Genomic DNA, 20986 nt, shown 5'->3' on the forward strand with positions numbered 1-20986 from the left:
GGTGATGACGCCCACGACGCGACCGGTGACGCCGCCTCCGCCCGCGCCGGCTCCCACGCCGCCTCCGCCCGCGCCCGTCCGGCGCCCCGTGGCCGCCCCCGCGCCCTCGTACTCGAGCGCCGAGTTCGTGGGCCTGGAGCGCCGCTCGGACGACCGGCTGCACGCGGACGTTCGGGTGACGATGAAGAACACGGGCATCTTCACCGACCACCGCATCATCAACCTGTCGTCAGGGGGTCTGTTCATCGGAACGGACCGGCCGCTGCGGCTGGGGACGCAGGTGGAGCTGACGCTGCGCTTCGATGATCCGGAGCGGGTGATGACCCTGCGCAGCTCCGTCATCTGGGAGAACTCCCTGGATGACGGCAAGAACCCCCGGGGCTACGGCTTGCGCCTGAGCGCGTTGCGCGCGGAGGAGCGGGACTTCATCCAGCAGTACGTCCGCCGCACCAAGAAGCCCTGACTAGAGCAACTGGCCCAGGAAGACCGCGCCCATCGCCACGAAGGCCACCCACACGGCCATGACGGACTTCAACTCCAGGTCCCTGCGGTCCAACACGTTCGCGAAGTTCATGGTGCCTCTCCAGTGATCAACGCCTTCACCCTTCCTTACGGCGCACCCGCGCGGCGATTGCCTCCAGGCCCCGGCCCCACTTCTGGCACCGGGCATCCGGCCAGGGGAGCGGAGGTCCCCGGGCGGTGGATCACCGGGCCGGTGCGGCGATGAGCGACCGCGACCCGCCGGGCACGCTGGACGGCCTGCTGCCCACGCTGCCGGTGCCCCTGTTCGTCATCCGGGGCGACCGCCTGGTGTTCGCCAACACCGCGCTGCGCACGCTGCTGGGCCTGCCCGAGGACGGGCTGCCGTCGCTGCTGGAGCTCACCGCCCGCTTCGGACCGGACGAGCGCTCCTGGGTGGAGCCCCTGCGCGAGGCGCTGGCGCGCGGCGAGCAGCCCATGCAGGTGCAGCCCGCGTTCGTGCGCATGCGGGGCGCGGACGGACGCCAGCACCTGCTCGCCCCGCTCACCGCGCCGGGCCGCGTGCCGGAGGAGCGGCTGGTGCTGCTGCTGGACGCGGAGGGCGGGGACGCGGTGCGCAGGCTGTCCACCATGCTGGTGTCCACCGCGGCGGAGCTCTTGCGCTGCCGTGACGAGACGCAGGTGCTGGAGCTGGCGGTGGAGGCCGTGCACCGGCAGGGCTTCTACGTCTCCGTGATGCTGCTGGAGGGCGACTTCCTGCGCCACGGGCCCATGCGCCAGGAGCCGGAGAGCGTGGCCGCCGCGGAGCAACTCTACGGGCAGAGCGTGCACGCGGTGCGCTTCCCCCGCTCCGGGATGCCGCACCTGGCGGAGGTGCTCACCCGCCGCCGGGCGGCGTTCCATCCGGACGCGTTCAGCATGGCGCGGCGGCTGCACACGCCCGAGGTGGCGGACAACATCCAGCGCATCTACCCGCCGGGCTCACGCGCGCTGGACGCGCCCATCTTCGTGGAGGACGAGCCCTTCGGCGTGCTGGCGGTGCAGTCCCCCACGCTGACGCCCGCGAACGCGGGGGCGCTGGAGCTGTTCGCGCAGCTCATTGGCAGCGCGCTGGAGAACGTGCGGCACCACCGGGCGGCGGAGGCGCGGCTCGCGGAGGTGTCCCGCCTGCAGAACGAGCTCATCGCCAGCGAAAGGCTGACGGTGCTGGGTGAGGCGGCGGGCGTCGTGGCCCACGAGGTGCGCAATCCCCTGGGCGCCATCCTCAACACGGTGGCGGTGCTCAAGCGCGAATCCCGCCTGGGGCCCGCGGGCGCCTCCGCGGTGGAGATGCTGGAGGAGGAGGCCATCCGGCTGGAGGACATCGTGCGCGACCTGCTGGACACGGTGCGCCCGCTGGAGCCCCGGCCGCGCCCCGTCTCGCTGGGCGAGCTGGTGCACCGCGCGCTGGGGCAGCTGGTCCACGGCCGCGAGGAGCTGCCCGCGCCGCGCGTGCTGTTCGACGAGGCGCCGGACGTGCCGGACCTCCCCGGCGACGAGACGCTGCTCCAGCTGGCCGTGACGCACCTGATGCGCAACGCCATCCAGGCCTCGCCGCGCGGGGGCACGGTGCGCGTGGCGGTGCGCCGCGTGCCGGAAGGCGTGTCGCTGAGCGTGGAGGACGAGGGCCCGGGCATCGCCGGGTTGGATCCGCAGCGCGTCTTCGAGCCCTTCTTCCTCACGCGCGCCAACGGCCGCGGCCTGGGGCTGGCCATCGTGCGGCGCGTGGTGCTGGCGCACGGGGGCAAGGTGCGCGCGGGCGCCCGGCCCGAGGGCGGCGCGCGCTTCGAGCTGGTGCTGCCGCTGTAGCTAGGGAGCCAGGGGGCCCGCCAGCAACAGCAGACAGCGAAGGCCGCCGTTCTTCACGTTGAGCTGCCGCGCGCCCTTCAGCCCCAGCGACGCCACCAGCTTCGGCTCCTCGGGGACGATGAGCGCCTTGCGCCACTCGCGGAACGCGCCGTTCAGCGTCGCGCCCAGCGCGCGGTAGAGCTCCGGCAGGTCCTCCGCCTCGCCCACGCGCTTGCCGTAGGGCGGGTTGGCCACCACCAGCCCGGGGGCATCCGGAGGTGCCTTCAGCGTGCGCAGGTCGTGCCGCTCCAGCGCCAGCGTCACGCCCGCGCGCTTCGCGTTGCGCCGCGCCGTGCCCAGCGCGCCCGCGTTGAGGTCATACCCGCGAATGGGCGCGCGAGGCTCCGCCAGCGCCTCGGCTTCCGCCTCCGCGCGACGGCGCGCCCAGGCCTGCGAATCGAAGGACGGGAAGGACTGGAACGCGAACGTGCGCAGCATGCCCGGCGGCCGGCGCTGGGACAGCCACGCGCCCTCCACCAGGAACGTGCCCGAGCCGCACATCGGATCCACCAGCGGCACGTCGCCCGCGTAGCCCGCGAGCCGCAGGATGCCCGCGGCCAGCGTCTCTCGCAGGGGCGCGCGGCCCACCTCCTGCCGGTAGCCGCGCTGGTACAGGGGCGCTCCGGACGTGTCCACGCTCACCGTCCAGCGCTCTCCGTCGCCGCGCACCAGCAGCGTGAGCCCCGGCCCCCCGTCCTCATCATCCAGGTATCCCGCGGCCGCCACCTCGCGCTGATTCCAGGCCACGGCCGCGGACTCCAGCACCACGGCCGGGCCCGGGGCCACGGAGCGGTGCAGCGTCACCGACATCCGCAGCGGCACCTTGCCGTCCCAGACGTCCGCCATGGGCAGCGCTTCCAGCCCGCGCACCAGCGCGTCCGCGGTGGGCGCCGTGAAGGTGCCCAGGCGCAGGAGCACGCGGCTGGCGGTGCGCAGGTGCAGGTTCGCCGTCTGGTGCAGGCCGGGCGGGCCCTCGCACTCGATGCCGCCCTCCGCGCGCCGGAACGGCAGGCCGCGCTCGCGCGCCTCCGCCTCCAGCGCGGGCTCCAGCCCGGGCAGCGTGGACACGTAGACCGTCTCTTCGCCCGTCCGGGCTCGCGCGTCCATCACGCGGGCCGCGTCCTCGCGGTGGGGGCGGCGTCCACGGCGACCTGCTCCAGCGCGCGCTCCATCTGGTTCAGGTCATACGGCTTGGGCAGCAGCACCACGCGCGACAGCACCTTGCTGTCCTCTCCCGACACCGCGCGCGAGTCCCCGGACGCGATGATGATGCGCAGGGCCGGAAACCGCCGCACGACCTCGCGCGCCAGCGCCACGCCGGACATGCCCGGCAGCGTCACGTCCGTGAAGAGCAGGTCGAAGGGCTCCTTCGCCAGCGCTTCACTGGCCGCCTCCGCGCTCGCCACCGCGCGCACGGTGTGCCCGATGTCCGTCATCAGCTCGCTCGCGGACTCGCGGATGTCCGCGTCGTCCTCCACCAGGAGGATGCGCAGCGTCCCCTTGCCTTCCGGCTCCGGCGCGGCGGGCACGGGCTCGCGGTACTGCTTCGCCGCCAGCCGCTGCTCGCGGCCCTTCAGCATCGAGCGGATCTTCCGCGCCAGGTCCTCGCGCCGGTACGGCTTGGACAAGAGGCTCACGCCCGGGTCCAGCCGGCCGCCGTGCACGATGGCGTTCTCCGTGTAGCCGGACGTGAAGAGCACCTCCAGGTCCGGCAGGAGCGCCTTCGCCTGCCGCGCCAGCTCCGGGCTGCGCACCGGCCCCGGCATCACCACGTCCGTGAAGAGCAGGTCCACCGGCAGGCCGCTCTGGATGACCGCGAGCGCGCTCTGGCCGTCGTGCGCCTTGAGCACGCGGTAGCCCAGCTCCGTGAGCACCTCCACCACCGTGGCCCGCACCGCCGCGTCGTCCTCCACCACCAGGATGGTCTCCGTGCCGCCCTCCACCAGCCCCGTGCCGGTCTCCGCCGGCTGCACCGCCGTCTGGAAGGTGCGCGGCAGGTAGATCTTGATGGACGTGCCGTGCCCCAGCTCGCTGTAGATCTTCACGTGTCCGCCGGACTGCTTCACGAAGCCGTACACCATGCTCAGCCCCAGGCCCGTGCCGCGCCCCTCCGGCTTCGTGGTGAAGAACGGCTCGAAGGCGCGCTCCAGCACCTCCGGCGTCATGCCAGTGCCCGTGTCGGAGATGGCCATCAGCACATACTGCCCCGGAGTCACCTCCGGGTGCAGCATCGCGTAGTGGTCATCCAGCATCGCGTTGCCCGCCTCGATGGTCAGCTTGCCCCGGCCATCCATGGCGTCGCGCGCGTTGATGGCCAGGTTGAGGATGACATTCTCCAGCTGGTTGCGGTCCACGGACGTGTTCCACAGCCCGCCCGCGATGACCGTCTCCACCTCCACGTCCTCGCCCAGCGCGCGGCGCAGGAGGTCGTCCATGTCGCGCACCAGCCGGCCCAGGTTGAGCGCCGTGGGCGCCAGCGGCTGCCTCCGCGCGAACGCGAGCAGCTGCGAGGCCAGCCGCGCCCCGCGCTCCACCGCGCCCAGCGCCGTCTCCAGGCGCCGCTGCGTGCGCGTGTCGCCCACCACGTCGCGCTGGAGCAATTGGAGGTTCCCGCTCACCACCTGGAGCAGGTTGTTGAAGTCATGCGCCACGCCGCCGGTGAGCTTGCCCACGGCTTCCATCTTCTGCGCCTGGAGCAGCGCGGCCTCCGCCTGACGGCGCTCCGCCTCGCTCGTCTCCAGCGCCAGCGTGCGCTCGCGCACCAGCTCCTCCAGGTGGTCGCGGTGGCGCGCCAGCTCGTCCTCCGCCAGTTTCTGCGCCGTCATGTCGTGGCCCTGGACGAAGATGCCGGAGACGCGCCCATCCGCCTCCACGATGGGCTGGTACACGAAGTCCACGAAGGCATCCACCAGCGGGGCCCCGGGCTCGCGCTGCAACTGCACCCGCATGTTGTGCCCGATGAAGGGCTCGCCGGTCGTGAGCACCCGGTCCAGCAGCTCGAAGAAGCCCTGCCCGTCCACCTCCGGCAGCGCCTCCCGCACGGGCTTGCCCAGGAGCTCCCGGTGGCCGACGAGTTGGAGGTAGGAGCGGTTGGCCAGCTCGAACACGTGCTCGGGCCCCCGCAGCGAACACATGAAGCCCGGGGCCTGCTCGAAGATGCGCCGCAGGTGCCGGCGCTCGTCGTCCAGCGTGCGGTTGGCCTCCTGCACCGCCTGGGCGCGCGCGAACACCCCACCCATCAGCTGATTGCGCGACAGGCCCTCCTCCATCGAGGCCTCCGCGTCGCGCACGGCCTGCTTGAGCTGCTGCAGCTCCGTCACGTCCATCGTGTGCTGGAGGATGAAGGCCACCTCGCCGCGCCCATCCAGCAGGGGCGTGTGCGTGGCGCTCCAGTAGCGCTCCTCCACCACCACGCCGCCCCCTTCCGTCTGGCGGGGCACCCGGTAGGGAATGAGCGCCAGCGTGTCCAGCGTCCGCTCCGTCAGCACGCGGGAGAACGATTCGCGCAGCATCCGCACGCTGGCATTGGCCGGGTCGTCCGGGTCGTGCGGGAACGCCTCGAAGATGTTGCGCCCGACCAGGTCCTCCAGCCGGCTGGCGGTCACCCGCAGGTAGGCCGCGTTCGCGGTCACGTACCGCAGCTCCCGGTCCAGCAGCATGTAGGGATTGGGCGACAGCTCGAAGAGCGTGCGGAAGTCGAAGGGTGCCTGCATCCATTCACCGGGGAGGTCTGGAACCTCGCCGCCTTTCCTGGGGGGCCGCCGCGAGACGCGGGAAAGGGAGTACCCGCCCAGTGTACGGAGAACACCCCCAACGCACCGGTCAAAAGGCCCGGGCGCCCTGTCTTCGCGTGCGCCAGTCCCCCTGGAAGGCCGCCTTCTGGGCACCACTCAACACCTGCCCATGACGCCCGCCTTGGACTTTCCACATCCGTCCTGGCTGTAAGACTGGGCGGGTATTCCAGACCTCCCATTTCCCATGATATGAGATTATTACCGCCAAGGCGGTGCAATCCCACATGAACCGGGGTGTGCGGCAGGGGGTTGCCTTGGATGGGAGGGGAAGCCACCTCCCGGCCCTCCGCCAGAGCGCTCGCGCCCGGCAGGAGGTCTGTCCCCAGATGCTCGCCGTTCCAGAACCGTTGTCGCTGGATGACTCGGAAGCGGTCACCTCCCGTGCGTTCGACCGCCGTGCCTTGACGGCTTCGGTGCGGGAGCTGTCGGTGGTGGCCAACGGGCGCGGCCTGTGGGCCGTGACACGCCAATGGCTCATGATCGCGCTGTCCGTGGCGTTCGTGGTGCAGGTGGACCGGTGGTGGGCATGGGTGCTGGCCGCGGTGGTCATCTCCTCGCGGCAGCACGCGCTCCTGAGCCTGGTGCACGAGGCGGCGCACTATCACCTGTTCACGAACCGGAAGCTCAACGACGTGGTGGCGGACCTGCTGTGCGCGTTCCCCACGAACATCACCACGGAGGGCTACCGCAAGGAGCACGCGGAGCACCACCGCTACGTCAACACGGACAAGGACCCGTACTGGCGCACGGCGCAGCGCGACCACGCGTGGATGTTCCCGCGCACGCGCCGGGGCGCGGCGCTGGTGCTGCTGGGGGACCTGGTGGGCTTCTTCTCCCTCTCCCACCTGCGCATCGTCGTTCCCTGGTCCTATACGGGCCGCTCGATGGGCAAGGGCGGCCCGCCCATCTCCCGCGCCGAGCACATCCGCTACGCGCTCTGGCTGACGGGGCTCATCACCTTCCTCACGCTCACGGGCGGCTGGCTCCACTACCTGCTGTTGTGGTCGCTGCCGTCGCTGACGCTGATGATGATGGCGTTCCGCATCCGCGCGGTGGTGGAGCACCCCTTCACCCCGGCCACCCCGGACGAGACGCACGAGACGCGGGACGTGGAGGCCGCCACGTGGTTCGAGCGCTTCTTCATCGCGCCCTTCAACGCGAGCTACCACCTGTCCCATCACCTCTTCCCGTCCGTGCCCTACTACCACCTGCCCGCGCTGCACGAGCGGCTCAAGCAGACGTCCCTCTACCGTCCCGGGGAGAACCACTTCCAGACGTACCTGGGCGGAGAGAAGAGCGCGTGGAGCTTCCTCACGTCCGCCGGCCGGAAGTGAGTCCGTGATTCATTGCATGTGAAGGATTGAAGCAAGACGTGTAACAGCGTGGAGACCTTTCCCCTGGAGGCGCCCCCGTGGCGCCTCCAGGCGTGGGAAGGGCCCGCCCGTCCCCGCCGTCACCAGGCACGTTTCCCTCTGAAGCCAGACGCCCGCCGCGCCGCTGACACAGCGGCCTGGCGTCCTGGCGACGTGCCGAAATACCCCACCCCATGGCTTGAACACAGACGAACAATCGCGGTGTTTCTCTGCCTGCGATTTGCCAGGTCCCCCTTTGCACGCCCGCCAATCCAGGCGCGGCGAACGGGCGACCGGGGGACCTCCGCCGCGCGCCGTGAGCGGAGGAACGCAGCACCCCCGGCCCCGCCTTTTTCACCTGGCCGTAGGAGCGAACTTTGAGAAGGCAGCTCATTGGGTTCCTCGTGGCGTTGGGCGCGATGCACACCGGCTGTGGTGGTGCTCCGGACTTCACCTCCACCGCGGGCGACGAGGACTCACTGTTGACGACCGGGGACGCGCTCGCGAGCGCGACCACGATGTATGACGACGCGCTCGGCTCGGGCTGGCAGGACTGGTCCTGGGCCACGCACAGCCTTGCCGCGACGAGTCCCGTGTACGCGGGCACGCGTTCCATCTCCGCGACGTTCGGCCCCTGGAAGGGCCTGTACTTCCACCACGCGGGCGTGCCCACCGCCGGGTACGGCTTCGTGGAGCTGCAGGTGAACCCGGGCGCGACGACCAACCCCGCCCTCGCGCTCTACGCGAGCGTGGGCGGCGTGGCGAAGTCCCCCGTGGCGCTCAACCCCACCTGCGCGGGCGGCACGCTGAAGGCCAATGCGTGGACGCTGTGCCGCATGCCCCTGTCCACCCTGGGCGCGGCGAACGTGACCCTGGACGGCCTGGTGGTGATGGAGAACGCGGGCCGCACGCTGCCCGTGATGTACTTCGACAACGTGCGCCTGGCGGCGAGCACCACCGCCCCTTCCGCGCCCACGGCCCTGAAGGCCACGGGCTCCGCGACGGACGTCGCCCTCACCTGGGGCACGGTGACGGGCGCCACGGGCTACCACGTCTACCGCGCCACGACGCAGACGGGCACGTACACGCGGCTCACCTCCTCCGCGCTCACCGCCGCGTCCTACAAGGACACCAGCGCCGCGGTGGGCACGACGTACTGGTACGCCGTCACCGCGCTGAACGCGGCCGGTGAGAGCGCGAAGTCCACGGCGGTGTCCGGCAAGCGGACCTCCACCACCGGCGTGAGCGTCAGCGTCACCCCCGCGAGCGTGTCGCTGTCGCTCGGCGGCGTGCAGACCTTCACCGCGCTGGTGACGGGCAGCAGCAACACGGCCGTCACCTGGAGCGTCCTCGAAGGCTCCACGGGCGGCACCGTCACCTCCAGTGGCACGTACACCGCGCCCCGGACGGCGGGCACGTATCACGTCGTGGCCACGAGCAGCGCGGACACGACGAAGAAGGCCACCGCGGACGTCGTGGTGACGGGCCCGGTGGGCAATACGAACAAGTGGGTGTCCGGCTACTACACGGGCTGGAACGCGGATGACTACCCGCCGGAGAAGGTGGACTTCAGCGCGATGACGCACATCATCGTGGGCCGTGTGACGCCGAACGCGGACGGCACGGTGAACGCGGTCTTCGACAACTCGAACGGCTCCGCCATGGCGAAGACGCTCTCCACCCGCGCGCACGCGGCGGGGCGCAAGGCCATCATCATGGTGGGCGGCGCGGGCGAGCACGCCGGCTGGGTGGGCGCGGCCACCTCCGCGAACCGGGAGAAGTTCGTCCAGAACCTGCTCAAGGTGATGGACGACCACGGCTACGACGGGCTCGACATCGACTGGGAGCCGGTGGAGGAGGCGGACAAGCCGAACCTGTTGGCGCTGGTGCAGCGGCTGCGTCAGGTGCGGCCCGGCATGCTGCTCACCTTCCCCATTGGCTGGGTGAACAACAACTTCAGCACGGACGCGGAGCTCAAGTGGTACCCACAACTGGCCCAGTACCTGGACCAGGTGAACATCATGTCCTACGAGATGATTGGCGTCTGGGACGGCTGGGATTCGTGGTTCACGTCCGCGCTCAAGGGCGAGTCCGGCACGCACCCGACGTCCGTCGAGTCCAGCCTCAAGGCCTGGGTGAACGCGGGCATCCCCAAGGAGAAGCTGGGCATGGGCATCCCGTTCTACGGCCTCGCGTGGCGCAACATCACCGGCCCGCGCCAGCCCTTCACCAACTGGTCCGACTACGTGGGCGGGGACAACTCCTTCACGTACAAGAAGATTTTGGCGCTCTCCAAGACGGGCACGCTCAAGTGGGACACGGCGGCGCAGGCCAACTACGTCACCTTCAGCACGCCGGTGGAAGACGGCACCGTGCGCTGGATTACGTACGACGGCCCGGAGGCCATCCAGGCCAAGGGCCAGTACGCGAAGGCGAACGGCTACGGCGGCACCATCATCTGGACCATCAACCAGGGCTGCACCGACCCCGCGACGGGCGCCAACCCGCTCCTCACCGAGGTCAAGAAGGCGTTCCTCCAGTAACCGGGAAGGCCTGAAGGCAGACGGCCGCGTGGGCACCCGCCCGCGCGGCCGTTTTCATTGCGGGGGCGCGGGCCGCTCAGGCGGATGGCGGCGCGGCGGAGGACGGCGCCGTGGGAGCGACCGGAGCTGGCCCCCCGGCATAGACGCCCTGGTAGGCCGGCGGCAGCAGCGCGGCCACCCGGCGCATCATCGCGTCCACCAGCGCCTGGCGCGCGTCGGAAGCGCCCTTCACCTCCGGCTCCAGGTCCTCCATGCGGAAGGCGGGCCCGAAGGTCACGGTGACGTCCGCGTGGTAGAGCCGCTCGCCGCCCATGTCGGAGTCGTTGATGGGCATGAGCTTCTCCGTGCCCGTCAGCGCCACCGGCACGATGGGCACCCCCGCGCGCTTGGCGATGAGGCCCACGCCCTTCTTCGCCTGGAGCAGGCCCGCGGAGCGGCTGCGGCCCCCTTCCGGGAAGATGAGGACGGACTGGCCGGCCTTGAGCAGTTCCACGCAGCGGCGCAGCGCTTCGATGTCCGGCGAGTTGGGCGTGATGTCGATGGTGTCCATCGTCTCCGCCGCCAGCCGCGTCATCACGGTGCCGTGCAGCTTCACGCCCGCGAGGAAGACGACCTGCCGGGGACGCAGCGCCCGGTAGAGCGTGAAGCCGTCCGCGTTGGACAGGTGGTTGCAGATGAAGAGGCAGGGGCCGGCCGGCAGGTCCTTCAGGCCGTACACCTTCGCGTGGGACAGCCGGCCCCACACGCCATGCATCAGCCCGCGCACGACGTGGCGGCGGAGCCCGCGAGGCAGCAGCGACATCAGGGCGAAGAGAACTCGAAGCACGGCCGGCCCACGTCCTTTCCGGGTGGCTGGATGTCCTCCTGGAAGATGTAGTCCCCCCCGGTGGGGTGGGTCAGCGGTCCTCCGGAAGCGCCAGTCTGCCCGCCCGCCCTTCCGTCATCCAGCCAACGATGCGCCCGCCCCCAGGTCCCGGCGCGAGGACCGGGAGGCGGCGTGCCGGTCCGCGCGGCCCCGCACCGCGCGTGTTATGGGGAGGCGCATGAGCGCCGAAGCCACGCCCTCCCGAGCGAAGCGGCCCGTCGAGTACGAGGCCACCGTCACCGAAGTGCGGATGGAGACGCACGACACGGCGACGCTGCTGCTGGAGCTGGATTCAGGCGCGGGGCCGCTCGACTACAAGGCTGGCCAGTTCCTCAACATCGACCCGCACCAGTTCCGGGCGATTGCCCACCAGTGCGCGTACCTGCAGGAGCAGAAGGGGCGCAAGGAACCGCCGCGCTCGTACTCGCTCGCCTCCGCGCCGCATGAGCGGCACGTGGCCATCACGGTGAAGGACGAGGAGTTCATCCCGGGCGTCACGCGCTACCCGCCGCTGTTGTCCCCGCTGCTGGTGCACGGCCGGCTCGTGGGAGCGAAGCTGAAGGTGACGGGCTTCATGGGGCCGTACGTGCTGCCGGACGATGTGACGGAGCGCACGGACCACGTGCTGCACGTGGTGGCGGGCTCCGGCGCGGTGCCGAACTTCGCCATCGTGAAGGACGCGCTGCACCGGGGACTGAAGCTGCGGCACACGTTCCTCGCGTCCAACAAGACCTGGGGGGACATCCTCTACCGCGAGGAGCTGACCGCGCTGGAGCGCGCCGCGCCGGACCGCGTGCGGGTGGTGCACACGCTCACGCGCGAGACGGATGAGACGAAGTACGGCCCCCAGGTGCGCAAGGGCCGCGTCGCGGAGGCGCTGCTGCACGAGCTGATCCCGGACCGCGACACCTGCCTCGTGTACGTGTGCGGGCCCGCCATCACCCCATGGGACCGGCGCAAGGCGCTGGAGACGCGCACGCCCGCCACACCGCGCTTCATGGAGGCGGTGCTCGGCCACCTGCACGCGCTGGAGATTCCGGACAAGCGCATCAAGCGCGAGGCCTACGGCTGACAGGCCTCAGTCCGAGGACGGGGTGACGTCCACGGGCGGTAGTTGGTCGAGGAACGTCAGCACGCGATCGGCCGTCTCGCGCGGGCTCTCCATCGGGAACAGGTGCGAGGCGAGCGGCAGCGTGTCCACCCGCGTGCGCTGCATCTCGCGCTCCGCTCGCGCCAGCGCGTCGGGCAGGAGCGTGTCGGAGCGCTCGCCGCGCAGCACCAGGGTCGGTGCCGCGTTGGCGCGGATGAGCTTCCACGGGTCCGCGGGGAACGTCTCGAAGATGCGGGCCTCCCACTCGCGCGGGAAGCGCAGCTTGAAGTCGCCCGCGTCCGTGGGCACCAGCCCGTGCGTGATGTAGTCGCTGAAGCAGTCCGCGTCCCAGTCCTTGAACAGCTTGCGCTGGCGGTACGCGGTGGCCGCCTCCTCGCGCGTCGTCCACCGGTCCCGCCGCCGCAGCGCGCCCCGCACGATGGCGGTGCGGTCCATGCGGCCCAGCAGCTTCATCAGGCGCAGCGCCCACAGCCGGGGCCCGGCGACGAGCACGGGGTCCAGCGCCACCACCGCGCGGAACAGCCCCGGGTTCGCGGCGGACGCCATCAGCGTGCTCGTGCCGCCCACGCTGTGCCCCACGCCCAGCACGCCGGAGCGCCCCCGCGCCTTCAGCTCGCGCGCCAGGTCCTCGCCCAGCTCCTCCCACGTCGTGAGCGCCTTCGGGTCCTGGTCCGGCATCAGCGGCCGCGGGCGCAGCGACACCACGTGGTAGCGCGTCGCCAGCCGCGCGAAGAGCTTCCGGTACGTCTCCGGAGGGAAACCGTTCGCGCAGGCGAAGTGCAGGAGCGGTCCGCTCCCGCCCCAGTCATCCAGCTCCAAGGCCATGCCCCTTCCCATCGACCCTCCCCACCGCGTCACGGTGGAGGGACTTCACGGCTCGCCCCGCACTCCTCCGGTGCCCTGACGGCCACCCGAGCCGGCCCCACTCCGGGACGAGACTCCGCACCCTGCATTCAGACACCGCGCCCACCGCTCCGGGTTCCTCCGCCGCACGCGACCTCCGGCAGCGACGTCATCCTGACGGGGGCCCCTGACGTGCCCACGTCCTCCGACACCCGCGACGGCCCTCCCTCAAGGGAATCAGCCACCTGGAGTGTCGTCCCGTGCGCAGCCCACGGTTGCCCGGTCATGTAACGCCTGCCCGGCCGCCTCGCACGGCCGGGACAGCCTCCCCGGGATGGGGGACACGCGTCCCCCACCCGTGAGGTCGCCTGCCCCGCCCTACGGTCCAGGGAAGGCCCGCTTGCGTTCAGGACTCCGGTGACGATGCGGGCGCCGCGTCCGCAGTGGGCTCCGAGCCCTCCGACGGCTCCGGCGCTTCCGCGCCACCCGCGTCCGTGTCACCACCCGCCGCGGCCGCGGGCGTGATGCCCAACAGCCGCGTCAGCCGGGGCTGCACGCCCGTCTCCGACAGCAGCGCCTGGAGCTGGAGCCGCGCGCGCCGGTTGTCCCGGTGCACCCGCCGCCCGAGGATGAGCTCGTTCTTCAACGAGTGCTCCCACCCGGTCAGCTCCGTCACCGTCACCTGGTAGCCGAACGCCTCCAGCGTCAGCGCGCGGATGACGTTCGTCAGGTGCGAGCCGAACTCGCGCCGGTGCATCGGGTGCTGGAAGAGCAGCGACATGGAGCCGGCCGACTTCGGCTTCTTCTCCTTCAGCTGCGCGGCCACCTCCGCCTGACAGCACGGCACCACCGCCACGTGGTCCGCGCCGTGCTTGATGGCCGCCACCAGCGCGTCGTCCGTGGCCGTGTCGCACGCGTGCAGCGCCATCAGCACGTGGATGCGCTCCGGGTACTCCGCCGCGTCGATGTGCGCCGTCTGGAAGCGCATCCGGTCGAAGTGCAGCCGCTCGGCGCGGCCCTTCGCGCGCTCCGTCAGCTCCGGCCGCCCTTCGATGGACAGGAGCTCGCCGGCTTGCGCGTCCTTGAGGAACAGCTCGTAGACGACGAAGCCCAGGTACGCGTTGCCGCTGCCCGCGTCCACCACCAGCGGGTTCGCGTGACGCGCCTGCACGTCCTCCATCGCGGGGCGCAAGAGGCCCACCAGGTGGTTCACCTGCTTGAGCTTGCGCAGCGCGTCCGCGTTGAGGTGTCCCTCGCGCGTGAGCAGGTGCAGCTCACGCAGGAGCGCGGGGGACTGGTCCGGCAAGAGCTCCTTGCGGACCTGCGGCGCCTTGACGTTCCGCCTCAGACGGACACCACTTCGGTGACCTCCGGGATCATCTCCCGGAGCCGGCCCTCGATGCCCATCTTCAGCGTCGCCGTGGACGACGGGCAGCCCGCGCACGAACCCTTCATGTGCAGGTACACGATGCCGTCCTCGAAGCGGTCCAGCGTGATGTCACCGCCGTCCTGCGCCACGGCCGGGCGGATCTCCTCGTCCAGGATGAACTGGATGCGCTGCTCCACCGTGCCGTCCGCGCTCGTCGCCTGACGCGCCGCCGCGACCGCCGCCTCGTCCACCACCGGCAGGCCTTCCGACAGGTGCGTGTCCAGCGTGGACATCACGGAGTCGTTGAGCTCGTCCCACTCGCCGGACTCGCCCTTCGTCACGGTGACGAAGTTCGTGCCCAGCATCACCGCCGTCACGCCCTGGATGTCCATGAGCCGGAGCGCCAGGGGCGACTTGGCCTGCGCTTCGTCCCGGTTGGTGAAGTTCACCGCGCCACCGCCCAGCAGCTTGCGGTCCACCACGTACTTCAACGTGCTGGGGTTGGGGGTCCACTCGAGCTGGATGTTCACTGACATTCTGTTCTCCCTACGAAAGTCTGCTTCCTCTAAAGGGCGCCGGGCCCCATAGCAACCTGTCCGGCTGTCAGGCAAACGCCCAGCGCCATTCATTCACTCCGGATGGAGCCTGGCCCGTCACCGATGTAAGACAGGCCCCTATGCCCTTCCCGCCACGTCTCGCCCACCTCGCCACCAAGGCCGTGGTGGTGGCCAAGCTGGGCCCCACCTACGCGGACGCCCACCGCATCGACTCCGAGGAGGCCGCCCAGCGCCTCTCCACCGCCCTCTCCGGGCCCCTGCTGACCTCCCTGCTGGAGGCCACCTGGACGCAGATGCTCGGGAGCACGAAACGTCTCAAGGAAGAAGGCCTGCTGGAGAAGGTGGCCGCCACCCTGAGCGACCGGCCCCAGCGGCCGGGCAAGGTCGCCAAGGTGACGCCCGGCTGGAGCGCCTTCCTCATCCTGTTGGACCTGGAGGTGGGCACCGCCAGCGACGCCGCCCGCCGCGTCATGGAGTCCGACGAGGGCCGCAAGCGCGCCGCCGCGGGCCTCGCGGAAGTGGCCGGGTTCCTGGCCCAGGAGCTCACGCGCGGGAAGTAGACGGCGGCCTGGCAGCCGTGGCGGCAGCCGCCACCCGCCGTTATAGGCTGGCGCTCCCCACGTCCATGTCCGCCCCGCTCCCCACCACGCTGCGCCTGCTCACGTCCATCACCGACGTTCCCGCGTCGGCGTGGGACGCGCTCGTGGACCCGGCGTCGGTGCCCTTCCTGGAGTGGGGCTTCCTCGCCGCCCTGGAGGAGAGCGGCAGCGTGGTGCCCGAGCGCGGCTGGCACCCGCGCCACCTCACCATGTGGCGGGGCTCGCGCCTCGTCGCCGCCGCGCCCGCGTACCTCAAGGACGACAGCCACGGCGAGTTCGTCTTCGACGCCGCCTGGGCCACCCTCGCCGAGCGCGCGGGCCTGCGCTACTACCCCAAGCTGGTCCTCGGCGTGCCCTTCACTCCCGCCACCGGCCGCCGCGTGCTGGTGGCCCCCGGCGAGGACGCCCCTTCCCGCGAGGCGGAGCTGTACAACGCCGCGCTGGAGTACGCGCGCGCGGAAGGGCTCTCCAGCGTCCACGTCCTCTTCCCCACCCCGGAGGAGCTGCCGGTGCTGGAGGCGCAGGGCTATGCCTTGCGCCTGGGCGTGCAGTACCTGTGGCGCAACGCGGGCTACCGGACGTTCGAGGACTTCCTCGGCCGCTTCCGCTCCAAGCGGCGGCACCAGATTCAGCGCGAGCGGCATGCACTGGAGGCCCAGGGCATCAGCGTGCGCACCCTTCGCGGCGATGCGCTGGAGGAGGTGGACGCCGCCCGCGCCCACCGGCTCTACGTCTCCACGGTGGACCGGTATCCGTGGGGCGTGCGCTCGCTGACCGAGGACTTCTTCGCCCGCCTGCTCGCCGGCTTCCGGCACCGGTGCGAGTTCGTGGAGGCCCGCCGGGAAGGCCGCGCGGTGGCCGGCGCGTTCAACTTCACCGGGCCGCGCACGCTGTACGGCCGTTATTGGGGAGCGCTGGAGGAACATCCGTTCCTGCACTTCAACGTGTGCCTCTACCACCCGGTGGAGGACTGCATCGCGCAAGGCCGCGAGCGCTTCGAGCCGGGAGCGGGCGGCGAGCACAAGCTCACCCGGGGTTTCGAGCCGCACCTCACGTACAGTGCGCATCTGTTCCTCCACCCGGGCCTGGACCGGGCGGTGCGCGGCTTCCTGGCGCACGAGCGGGCAGCCGTCGAAAGCGGCCTGCCGCTGTGGTGGGCGGAGACGGGTTTCAAGGAGCGGGTCTGAGGGGTTTCAAGCAGGCCCGCCAAAGGTTCGCGAAGCGAAGGCAAGGGAGTCCGCAAGCCCATGGCTCAGAAGCACCAACACGATGACGGCCAGGTCGTCACGGAGGCCGTCCCCAAGCAGAAGCTGAAGAGGCCGACGCTCTACAAGGTCCTCCTGCACAACGACAACTACACCACGCGTGAGTTCGTGGTGGCCGTGCTCAAGGAGATCTTCCACAAGTCGGAGACGGATGCCGTGCAGATCATGATGCACGTTCATTACAACGGCATCGGTGTGGCGGGCGTTTATACCTACGACGTCGCCGAGACGAAGCTCAAGACAGTGGAGGCCGCGGCGAGGGACAACGGGTTCCCCCTGCGGCTGTCCATGGAACCCGAGGAAGGCTGAACCGTGGCAGGACCATCGATCGCCAAAGAATTGCAGGCCAGCTTCCGCACCGCGCTCGACGAGGCGCGGAAGATGCGTCACGAGTACCTGACCCTGGAGCACCTGCTCCTGGCCCTCACCCGTGAGTCGCGCACCCGCGAGGTGCTCAAGGGCTGCGGCGCGAACGTCAAGCGCCTGCAGGAGAACCTGACCTCCTTCCTGGAGGAGACGGTCGAGCGCCTGCCCGACGACGTGGACGCCGAGCCGCAGCAGACCATCGGCGTGGAGCGCGTGCTCCACCGCGCCGCCATGCACGCGCTGTCCGCGGAGCAGAAGTACATCGACGGCGGGGACGTGCTGGTCGCCATGTTCCGTGAAGAGGAGAGCCACGCGCTCTACCTGTTGCAGCAGGAGGGCGTCACCCGCCTGGACCTGCTCAACTTCATCTCCCACGGCGTCAGCAAGGACGGCGAGTCGGAGGGCGAGTCCCGCCCCACGCCCGCCGGGGACGACGAGGACGGCGAGTCCCAGAAGAAGAGCCCGCTGGAAGCGTACGCCGTGCAGCTCAACGTGGAGGCCAAGGCGGGCCGCATCGACCCGCTCATCGGCCGCGACAAGGAGCTGGAGCGCACCATCCAGGTGCTCTGCCGCCGCCGCAAGAACAACCCGCTCTACGTGGGTGAGGCCGGCGTGGGCAAGACGGCCATCGCGGAGGGCCTGGCGCTCCACATCACGGAGGGCCGCGTGCCGGAGGCGCTGAAGAACGCGGTCGTCTACTCGCTGGACATGGGCGCGCTGCTCGCGGGCACCAAGTTCCGCGGCCAGTTCGAGGAGCGACTCAAGGGCGTGCTCAAGGCGCTGCAGGAGCTGCCGGACGCCATCCTCTTCATCGACGAGATCCACACCATCGTCGGTGCCGGGGCCACGAGCGGCGGATCCATGGACGCGTCCAACCTGCTCAAGCCCGCGCTGGCTTCCGGGCGGCTGCGCTGCATCGGCTCCACGACGTTCCAGGAGTTCAAGGCGTCGTTTGAACGCGACCGCGCGCTGTCCCGCCGCTTCCAGAAGATTGAAGTGGACGAGCCCAGCGTGGAGGACACCGTCAAGGTGCTGGAGGGCCTGCGCAGCCGCTACGAGGAGCACCACCACGTGAAGTACGGCGAGGGTGCGCTCCAGGCGGCGGCGGAGCTGGCGGCCAAGCACATCAACGACCGGTTCCTGCCGGACAAGGCCATCGACGTCATCGACGAGGCCGGCGCCGCGGAGCGGCTCAAGCCGGAGGGCGTGCGCACGGGCGTGGTCTCCGCGCACGACGTGGAGCAGGTCGTCTCCAAGATGGCGAAGATTCCGGCCAAGAGCGTGTCCGCGAGCGAGGGCGTCCAGATTCAAAACCTGGACAAGGAGCTCAAGGGCGTCATCTACGGGCAGGACAAGGCCATTGAAGAGATGGTGGGCGCCATCAAGCTGTCGCGCTCCGGCCTGCGCGCGCCGGAGAAGCCCATTGGCAGCTTCCTCTTCTCCGGCCCCACGGGCGTGGGCAAGACGGAGCTGGCGAAGCAGCTGGCGCAGAGCCTGGGCGTGGAGTTCCTGCGCTTCGACATGAGCGAGTACTCCGAGAAGCACACGGTGAGCCGCCTCATCGGCGCGCCTCCGGGCTACGTGGGCTTCGACCAGGGCGGCCTGCTCACGGACGCCGTGCGCAAGCACCCGTACGCGGTGCTGGTGCTGGACGAGATTGAGAAGGCCCACCCGGACCTCTTCAACATCCTGCTCCAGGTGATGGACCACGCGACGCTCACGGACAACAACGGCCGCAAGGCGGACTTCCGCAACATCATCCTCATCCTGACCACCAACGCGGGTGCGCAGGAGATGAGCACCAAGGCCATGGGCTTCGGGGACACCAGCGTGGTGGTGGACGGCTCGCGGGCGAAGAAGGCCATCGAGCGCACCTTCACGCCGGAGTTCCGCAACCGGCTGGACGGGTGGATCCTCTTCTCCGGCCTGCCCCCCGAGGTCATCCTCAAGGTCGTGGACAAGGAAGTGCGCCTGCTCCAGAAGGTGCTCGACGAGAAGAAGGTCACCCTGTCGCTCACGCCCGCCGCCCGCGCGTGGCTGGCCGAGCACGGCTACGACCCGGCCTTCGGCGCGCGCCCCATGGCGCGGCTCGTGGACAACACCCTCAAGAAGCCGCTCGCGGAGGCGCTGCTGTTCGGCTCCCTCAAGAGCGGTGGCGTGGCCCGCTTCGACGTCGTGGACGACGCGCTGAAGCTCCAGGCGGAAGCCACCGAGGCCGTGCCGGCGTAAGCACGGCGACGGCTTGAAACACCGAGGCCCCGGGCCCCCTTCATGGGGACTCGGGGCCTTCGTGTTTCCTACTTCAGCGTGATCTCGACCTTGTACGCGCCCACGGCGCTGGAGAGCTGCTCGGAGATGATCTGCAGCGTGGTGGCCGCCTCGCCCGTGGACCCGATGCGGGCCACGGTGTCGTCCATCATCTTGGACAGGTCATTCACCGCCAGGGTGATCTGATTGATGCCCACGTTCTGCTGATTCACCGCGGCGGCGATCTGCCGGACGGCGGCGGCGTTGTCCTGGACGATGGAGGACAGCTCGCGCAGGTTCTGCCCGCTGTTGCGCACCTGCGCCAGGCCCGCCTCCATCCGCTCCGCGCCGCGCTCGGTGATGCGCACCGCGGCGGTGACGGAGTTGGCGATGTCGTCCAACAGCTCCCGCACCCGCGTGGTCGCCTGGATGGACTGGTCCGCCAGGGCGCGGATTTCGCGCGCCACCACGCTGAAGCCCTTGCCGTGCTCACCGGAGCGCACCGCTTCGATGGCCGCGTTGAGCGCGAGCATGTTGGACTGGTCCGCCAGGTCCTTCACCGTCTGGGTGATTCCGCCAATCTGGCGCGTGCGCTCCCCCAGCTCGAGAATCTTGTCCGCGATCTCCCCCACCTGCGCGCGGATGTCGTTGAGGCCCGCCATCGTCTGCTCGATGGAGGCCTCGCCCGCCTTGGCCAGGGTGTCCGCGCGCTCGGCGACGCTGAGCACGCTCTCCGCCTTCTGCGCGGCCAGCGTGGAGGTCTGCTTGATCTCCTGCGCCGTCACCTGCGTCTCCTGGAGCGCGGCGGCCTGGCGGGAGATGGTCTGCGCCTGCTCGGTGGAGGACGCGTTGAGGTGGTCCGTGGACTGGGTGAGCGCGGTGGCGGCGTGCTGGAGGTTGAGCGTCACCTCGCGCAGCTTGCCCACCATCTGCGAGAAGGAGTTGGCCAGCCGCCCCACCTCGTCGTTGCCCCGCGCCTGGATGGGGCGGGTGAGGTCGCCGGACGACACGATGTGGCCCGCCACGGACGTGAGCTCCGCCAGGGGCCGCACGATGCTGCGGCCGAACAGCGCCGCCAGCACCACGCCACCCGCCACCAGGAGGAGCGCGAACCCCAGCATCTGCCAGCGCAGCGCATCCACCTTCGCGTCGATGAACTCGCGCGCCATGCCCACGTGCACGGTGCCCAGCCGCCCCTTCTCCGCCACGGCCGCCGCGACATCCAGCGCGCGCAGCGTCTTGCCGCCGCGCGACAGCCGGACCTCCGGCACCACGCGGGTGCGGCCCGTGCCCACGGCGGGCTGCGCGTCGATGGTGGCCTTCAGGCTCTCCGGGAAGGCCCCCTGGAAGGAGTGCACCAGCACGAAGCCGGTGGGGTCCTGGATGAAGATGTAGGCCAGGTCGTCGCGCTCGCGGAACGTCTCCAGCAGCGGCTGGAGCGAGCCCATGCCCGCGGACACGCCCTGCTCCGCCGCGATGGCCAGGCTCAGCGCCACGGCCTCGCCCTCGCTGGCGTGGCGCTCCTCCAGGTTGGCCTGGAGCTGGCGGGTGGCGATGAAGGTGAGGATGAGGGCCACGGTGGCGCTGATGACCGCCGTGACGAGCACGAACTTCTGCGCGAGTCCGAGCCCACGCAGGAAGGAGACAGGGAGCGCGGCGGAGGGCTTCAAGGGGACACTCCCAGGGTGGCGTCCTCGGGCGGCCGACC

The 20986-nt window shown here is 70.6% G+C and carries 16 protein-coding genes; 9 read left to right on the forward strand and 7 right to left on the reverse strand.

Translation table 11 applies throughout. The features are described from left to right. Both D7W79_RS09465 and D7W79_RS09470 read left to right on the forward strand, forming a co-directional pair. The coding region (locus tag D7W79_RS09465) for a TIGR02266 family protein (protein ID WP_120525023.1) at nucleotides 1–463 on the forward strand (463 nt) is incomplete at its 5' end. A gap of 260 nt (nucleotides 464–723) precedes the next feature. Next, nucleotides 724–2328, forward strand: a complete 1605-nt coding sequence (locus tag D7W79_RS09470; RefSeq protein ID WP_120525024.1) for a sensor histidine kinase — start codon at nucleotides 724–726, stop codon at nucleotides 2326–2328. Here D7W79_RS09470 and D7W79_RS09475 read toward each other — a convergent pair whose 3' ends face one another. Continuing rightward, nucleotides 2329–3474: a THUMP domain-containing class I SAM-dependent RNA methyltransferase gene (locus tag D7W79_RS09475; protein ID WP_120525025.1), complete on the reverse strand. Its 1146-nt coding sequence runs from the start codon at nucleotides 3472–3474 to the stop codon at nucleotides 2329–2331. After that, nucleotides 3474–6080 (reverse strand): response regulator, encoded by a 2607-nt coding sequence (locus D7W79_RS09480; RefSeq protein WP_120525026.1) that lies wholly within the window; start codon nucleotides 6078–6080, stop codon nucleotides 3474–3476. The genes D7W79_RS09475 and D7W79_RS09480 overlap by 1 nt, the downstream gene beginning before the upstream one ends. 407 nt (nucleotides 6081–6487) lie before the next feature. Here D7W79_RS09480 and D7W79_RS09485 point away from each other — a divergent pair, with 407 nt between their 5' ends. Then, nucleotides 6488–7495: a fatty acid desaturase family protein gene (locus tag D7W79_RS09485; protein WP_244221681.1), complete on the forward strand. Its 1008-nt coding sequence runs from the start codon at nucleotides 6488–6490 to the stop codon at nucleotides 7493–7495. A gap of 395 nt (nucleotides 7496–7890) precedes the next feature. Continuing rightward, entirely contained in the window at nucleotides 7891–10056 is a 2166-nt protein-coding gene (locus D7W79_RS09490) for a glycosyl hydrolase family 18 protein (protein WP_120525028.1), read from the forward strand. 76 nt (nucleotides 10057–10132) lie between these two features. Here D7W79_RS09490 and D7W79_RS09495 read toward each other — a convergent pair whose 3' ends face one another. Then, a complete protein-coding gene (locus D7W79_RS09495) occupies nucleotides 10133–10882 on the reverse strand; it encodes a lysophospholipid acyltransferase family protein (protein ID WP_120525029.1) in 750 nt (249 codons plus the stop codon). Nucleotides 10883–11099: 217 nt separating this feature from the next. Between D7W79_RS09495 and D7W79_RS09500 the strand changes: the two genes are divergently transcribed. Further along, nucleotides 11100–11993, forward strand: coding sequence for a ferredoxin reductase domain-containing protein (locus tag D7W79_RS09500; protein WP_120525030.1), 894 nt, complete (start codon nucleotides 11100–11102; stop codon nucleotides 11991–11993). A 6-nt stretch (nucleotides 11994–11999) separates the two neighbouring features. On the opposite strand, the gene D7W79_RS09505 is transcribed toward D7W79_RS09500, so the two are convergent. From D7W79_RS09505 to D7W79_RS09515, 3 genes are all read right to left on the reverse strand, one after another. Continuing rightward, a complete protein-coding gene (locus D7W79_RS09505) occupies nucleotides 12000–12857 on the reverse strand; it encodes an alpha/beta fold hydrolase (RefSeq protein ID WP_244221682.1) in 858 nt (285 codons plus the stop codon). A 424-nt stretch (nucleotides 12858–13281) separates the two neighbouring features. After that, the gene (locus tag D7W79_RS09510) at nucleotides 13282–14055 is read right to left on the reverse strand and encodes a class I SAM-dependent methyltransferase (RefSeq protein ID WP_244221683.1); all 774 of its coding nucleotides are present in this window, start codon (nucleotides 14053–14055) and stop codon (nucleotides 13282–13284) included. A 164-nt stretch (nucleotides 14056–14219) separates the two neighbouring features. Further along, complete coding sequence (locus D7W79_RS09515) at nucleotides 14220–14780, reverse strand: NifU family protein (protein ID WP_120525032.1); 561 nt, start codon at nucleotides 14778–14780, stop codon at nucleotides 14220–14222. A gap of 140 nt (nucleotides 14781–14920) precedes the next feature. Between D7W79_RS09515 and D7W79_RS09520 the strand changes: the two genes are divergently transcribed. From D7W79_RS09520 to clpA, 4 genes are all read left to right on the forward strand, one after another. Next, on the forward strand, nucleotides 14921–15361 hold the full coding sequence (locus D7W79_RS09520) for a hypothetical protein (RefSeq protein WP_120525033.1): 441 nt from the start codon (nucleotides 14921–14923) through the stop codon (nucleotides 15359–15361). 65 nt (nucleotides 15362–15426) lie between these two features. After that, a complete protein-coding gene (locus D7W79_RS09525; RefSeq protein WP_120525045.1) occupies nucleotides 15427–16587 on the forward strand; it encodes a GNAT family N-acetyltransferase in 1161 nt (386 codons plus the stop codon). 60 nt (nucleotides 16588–16647) lie between these two features. Next, nucleotides 16648–16974 (forward strand): ATP-dependent Clp protease adaptor ClpS, encoded by a 327-nt coding sequence (locus D7W79_RS09530; protein ID WP_014399347.1) that lies wholly within the window; start codon nucleotides 16648–16650, stop codon nucleotides 16972–16974. A gap of 3 nt (nucleotides 16975–16977) precedes the next feature. Next, nucleotides 16978–19260 (forward strand): ATP-dependent Clp protease ATP-binding subunit ClpA, encoded by a 2283-nt coding sequence (gene clpA, locus D7W79_RS09535; protein ID WP_120525034.1) that lies wholly within the window; start codon nucleotides 16978–16980, stop codon nucleotides 19258–19260. 68 nt (nucleotides 19261–19328) lie between these two features. On the opposite strand, the gene D7W79_RS09540 is transcribed toward clpA, so the two are convergent. Continuing rightward, complete coding sequence (locus tag D7W79_RS09540) at nucleotides 19329–20948, reverse strand: methyl-accepting chemotaxis protein (protein ID WP_120525035.1); 1620 nt, start codon at nucleotides 20946–20948, stop codon at nucleotides 19329–19331. Between the last annotated feature and the right edge of the window lie 38 nt (nucleotides 20949–20986).

The organism is Corallococcus exercitus (assembly GCF_003611585.1).
Taxonomy (GTDB): domain Bacteria; phylum Myxococcota; class Myxococcia; order Myxococcales; family Myxococcaceae; genus Corallococcus; species Corallococcus exercitus.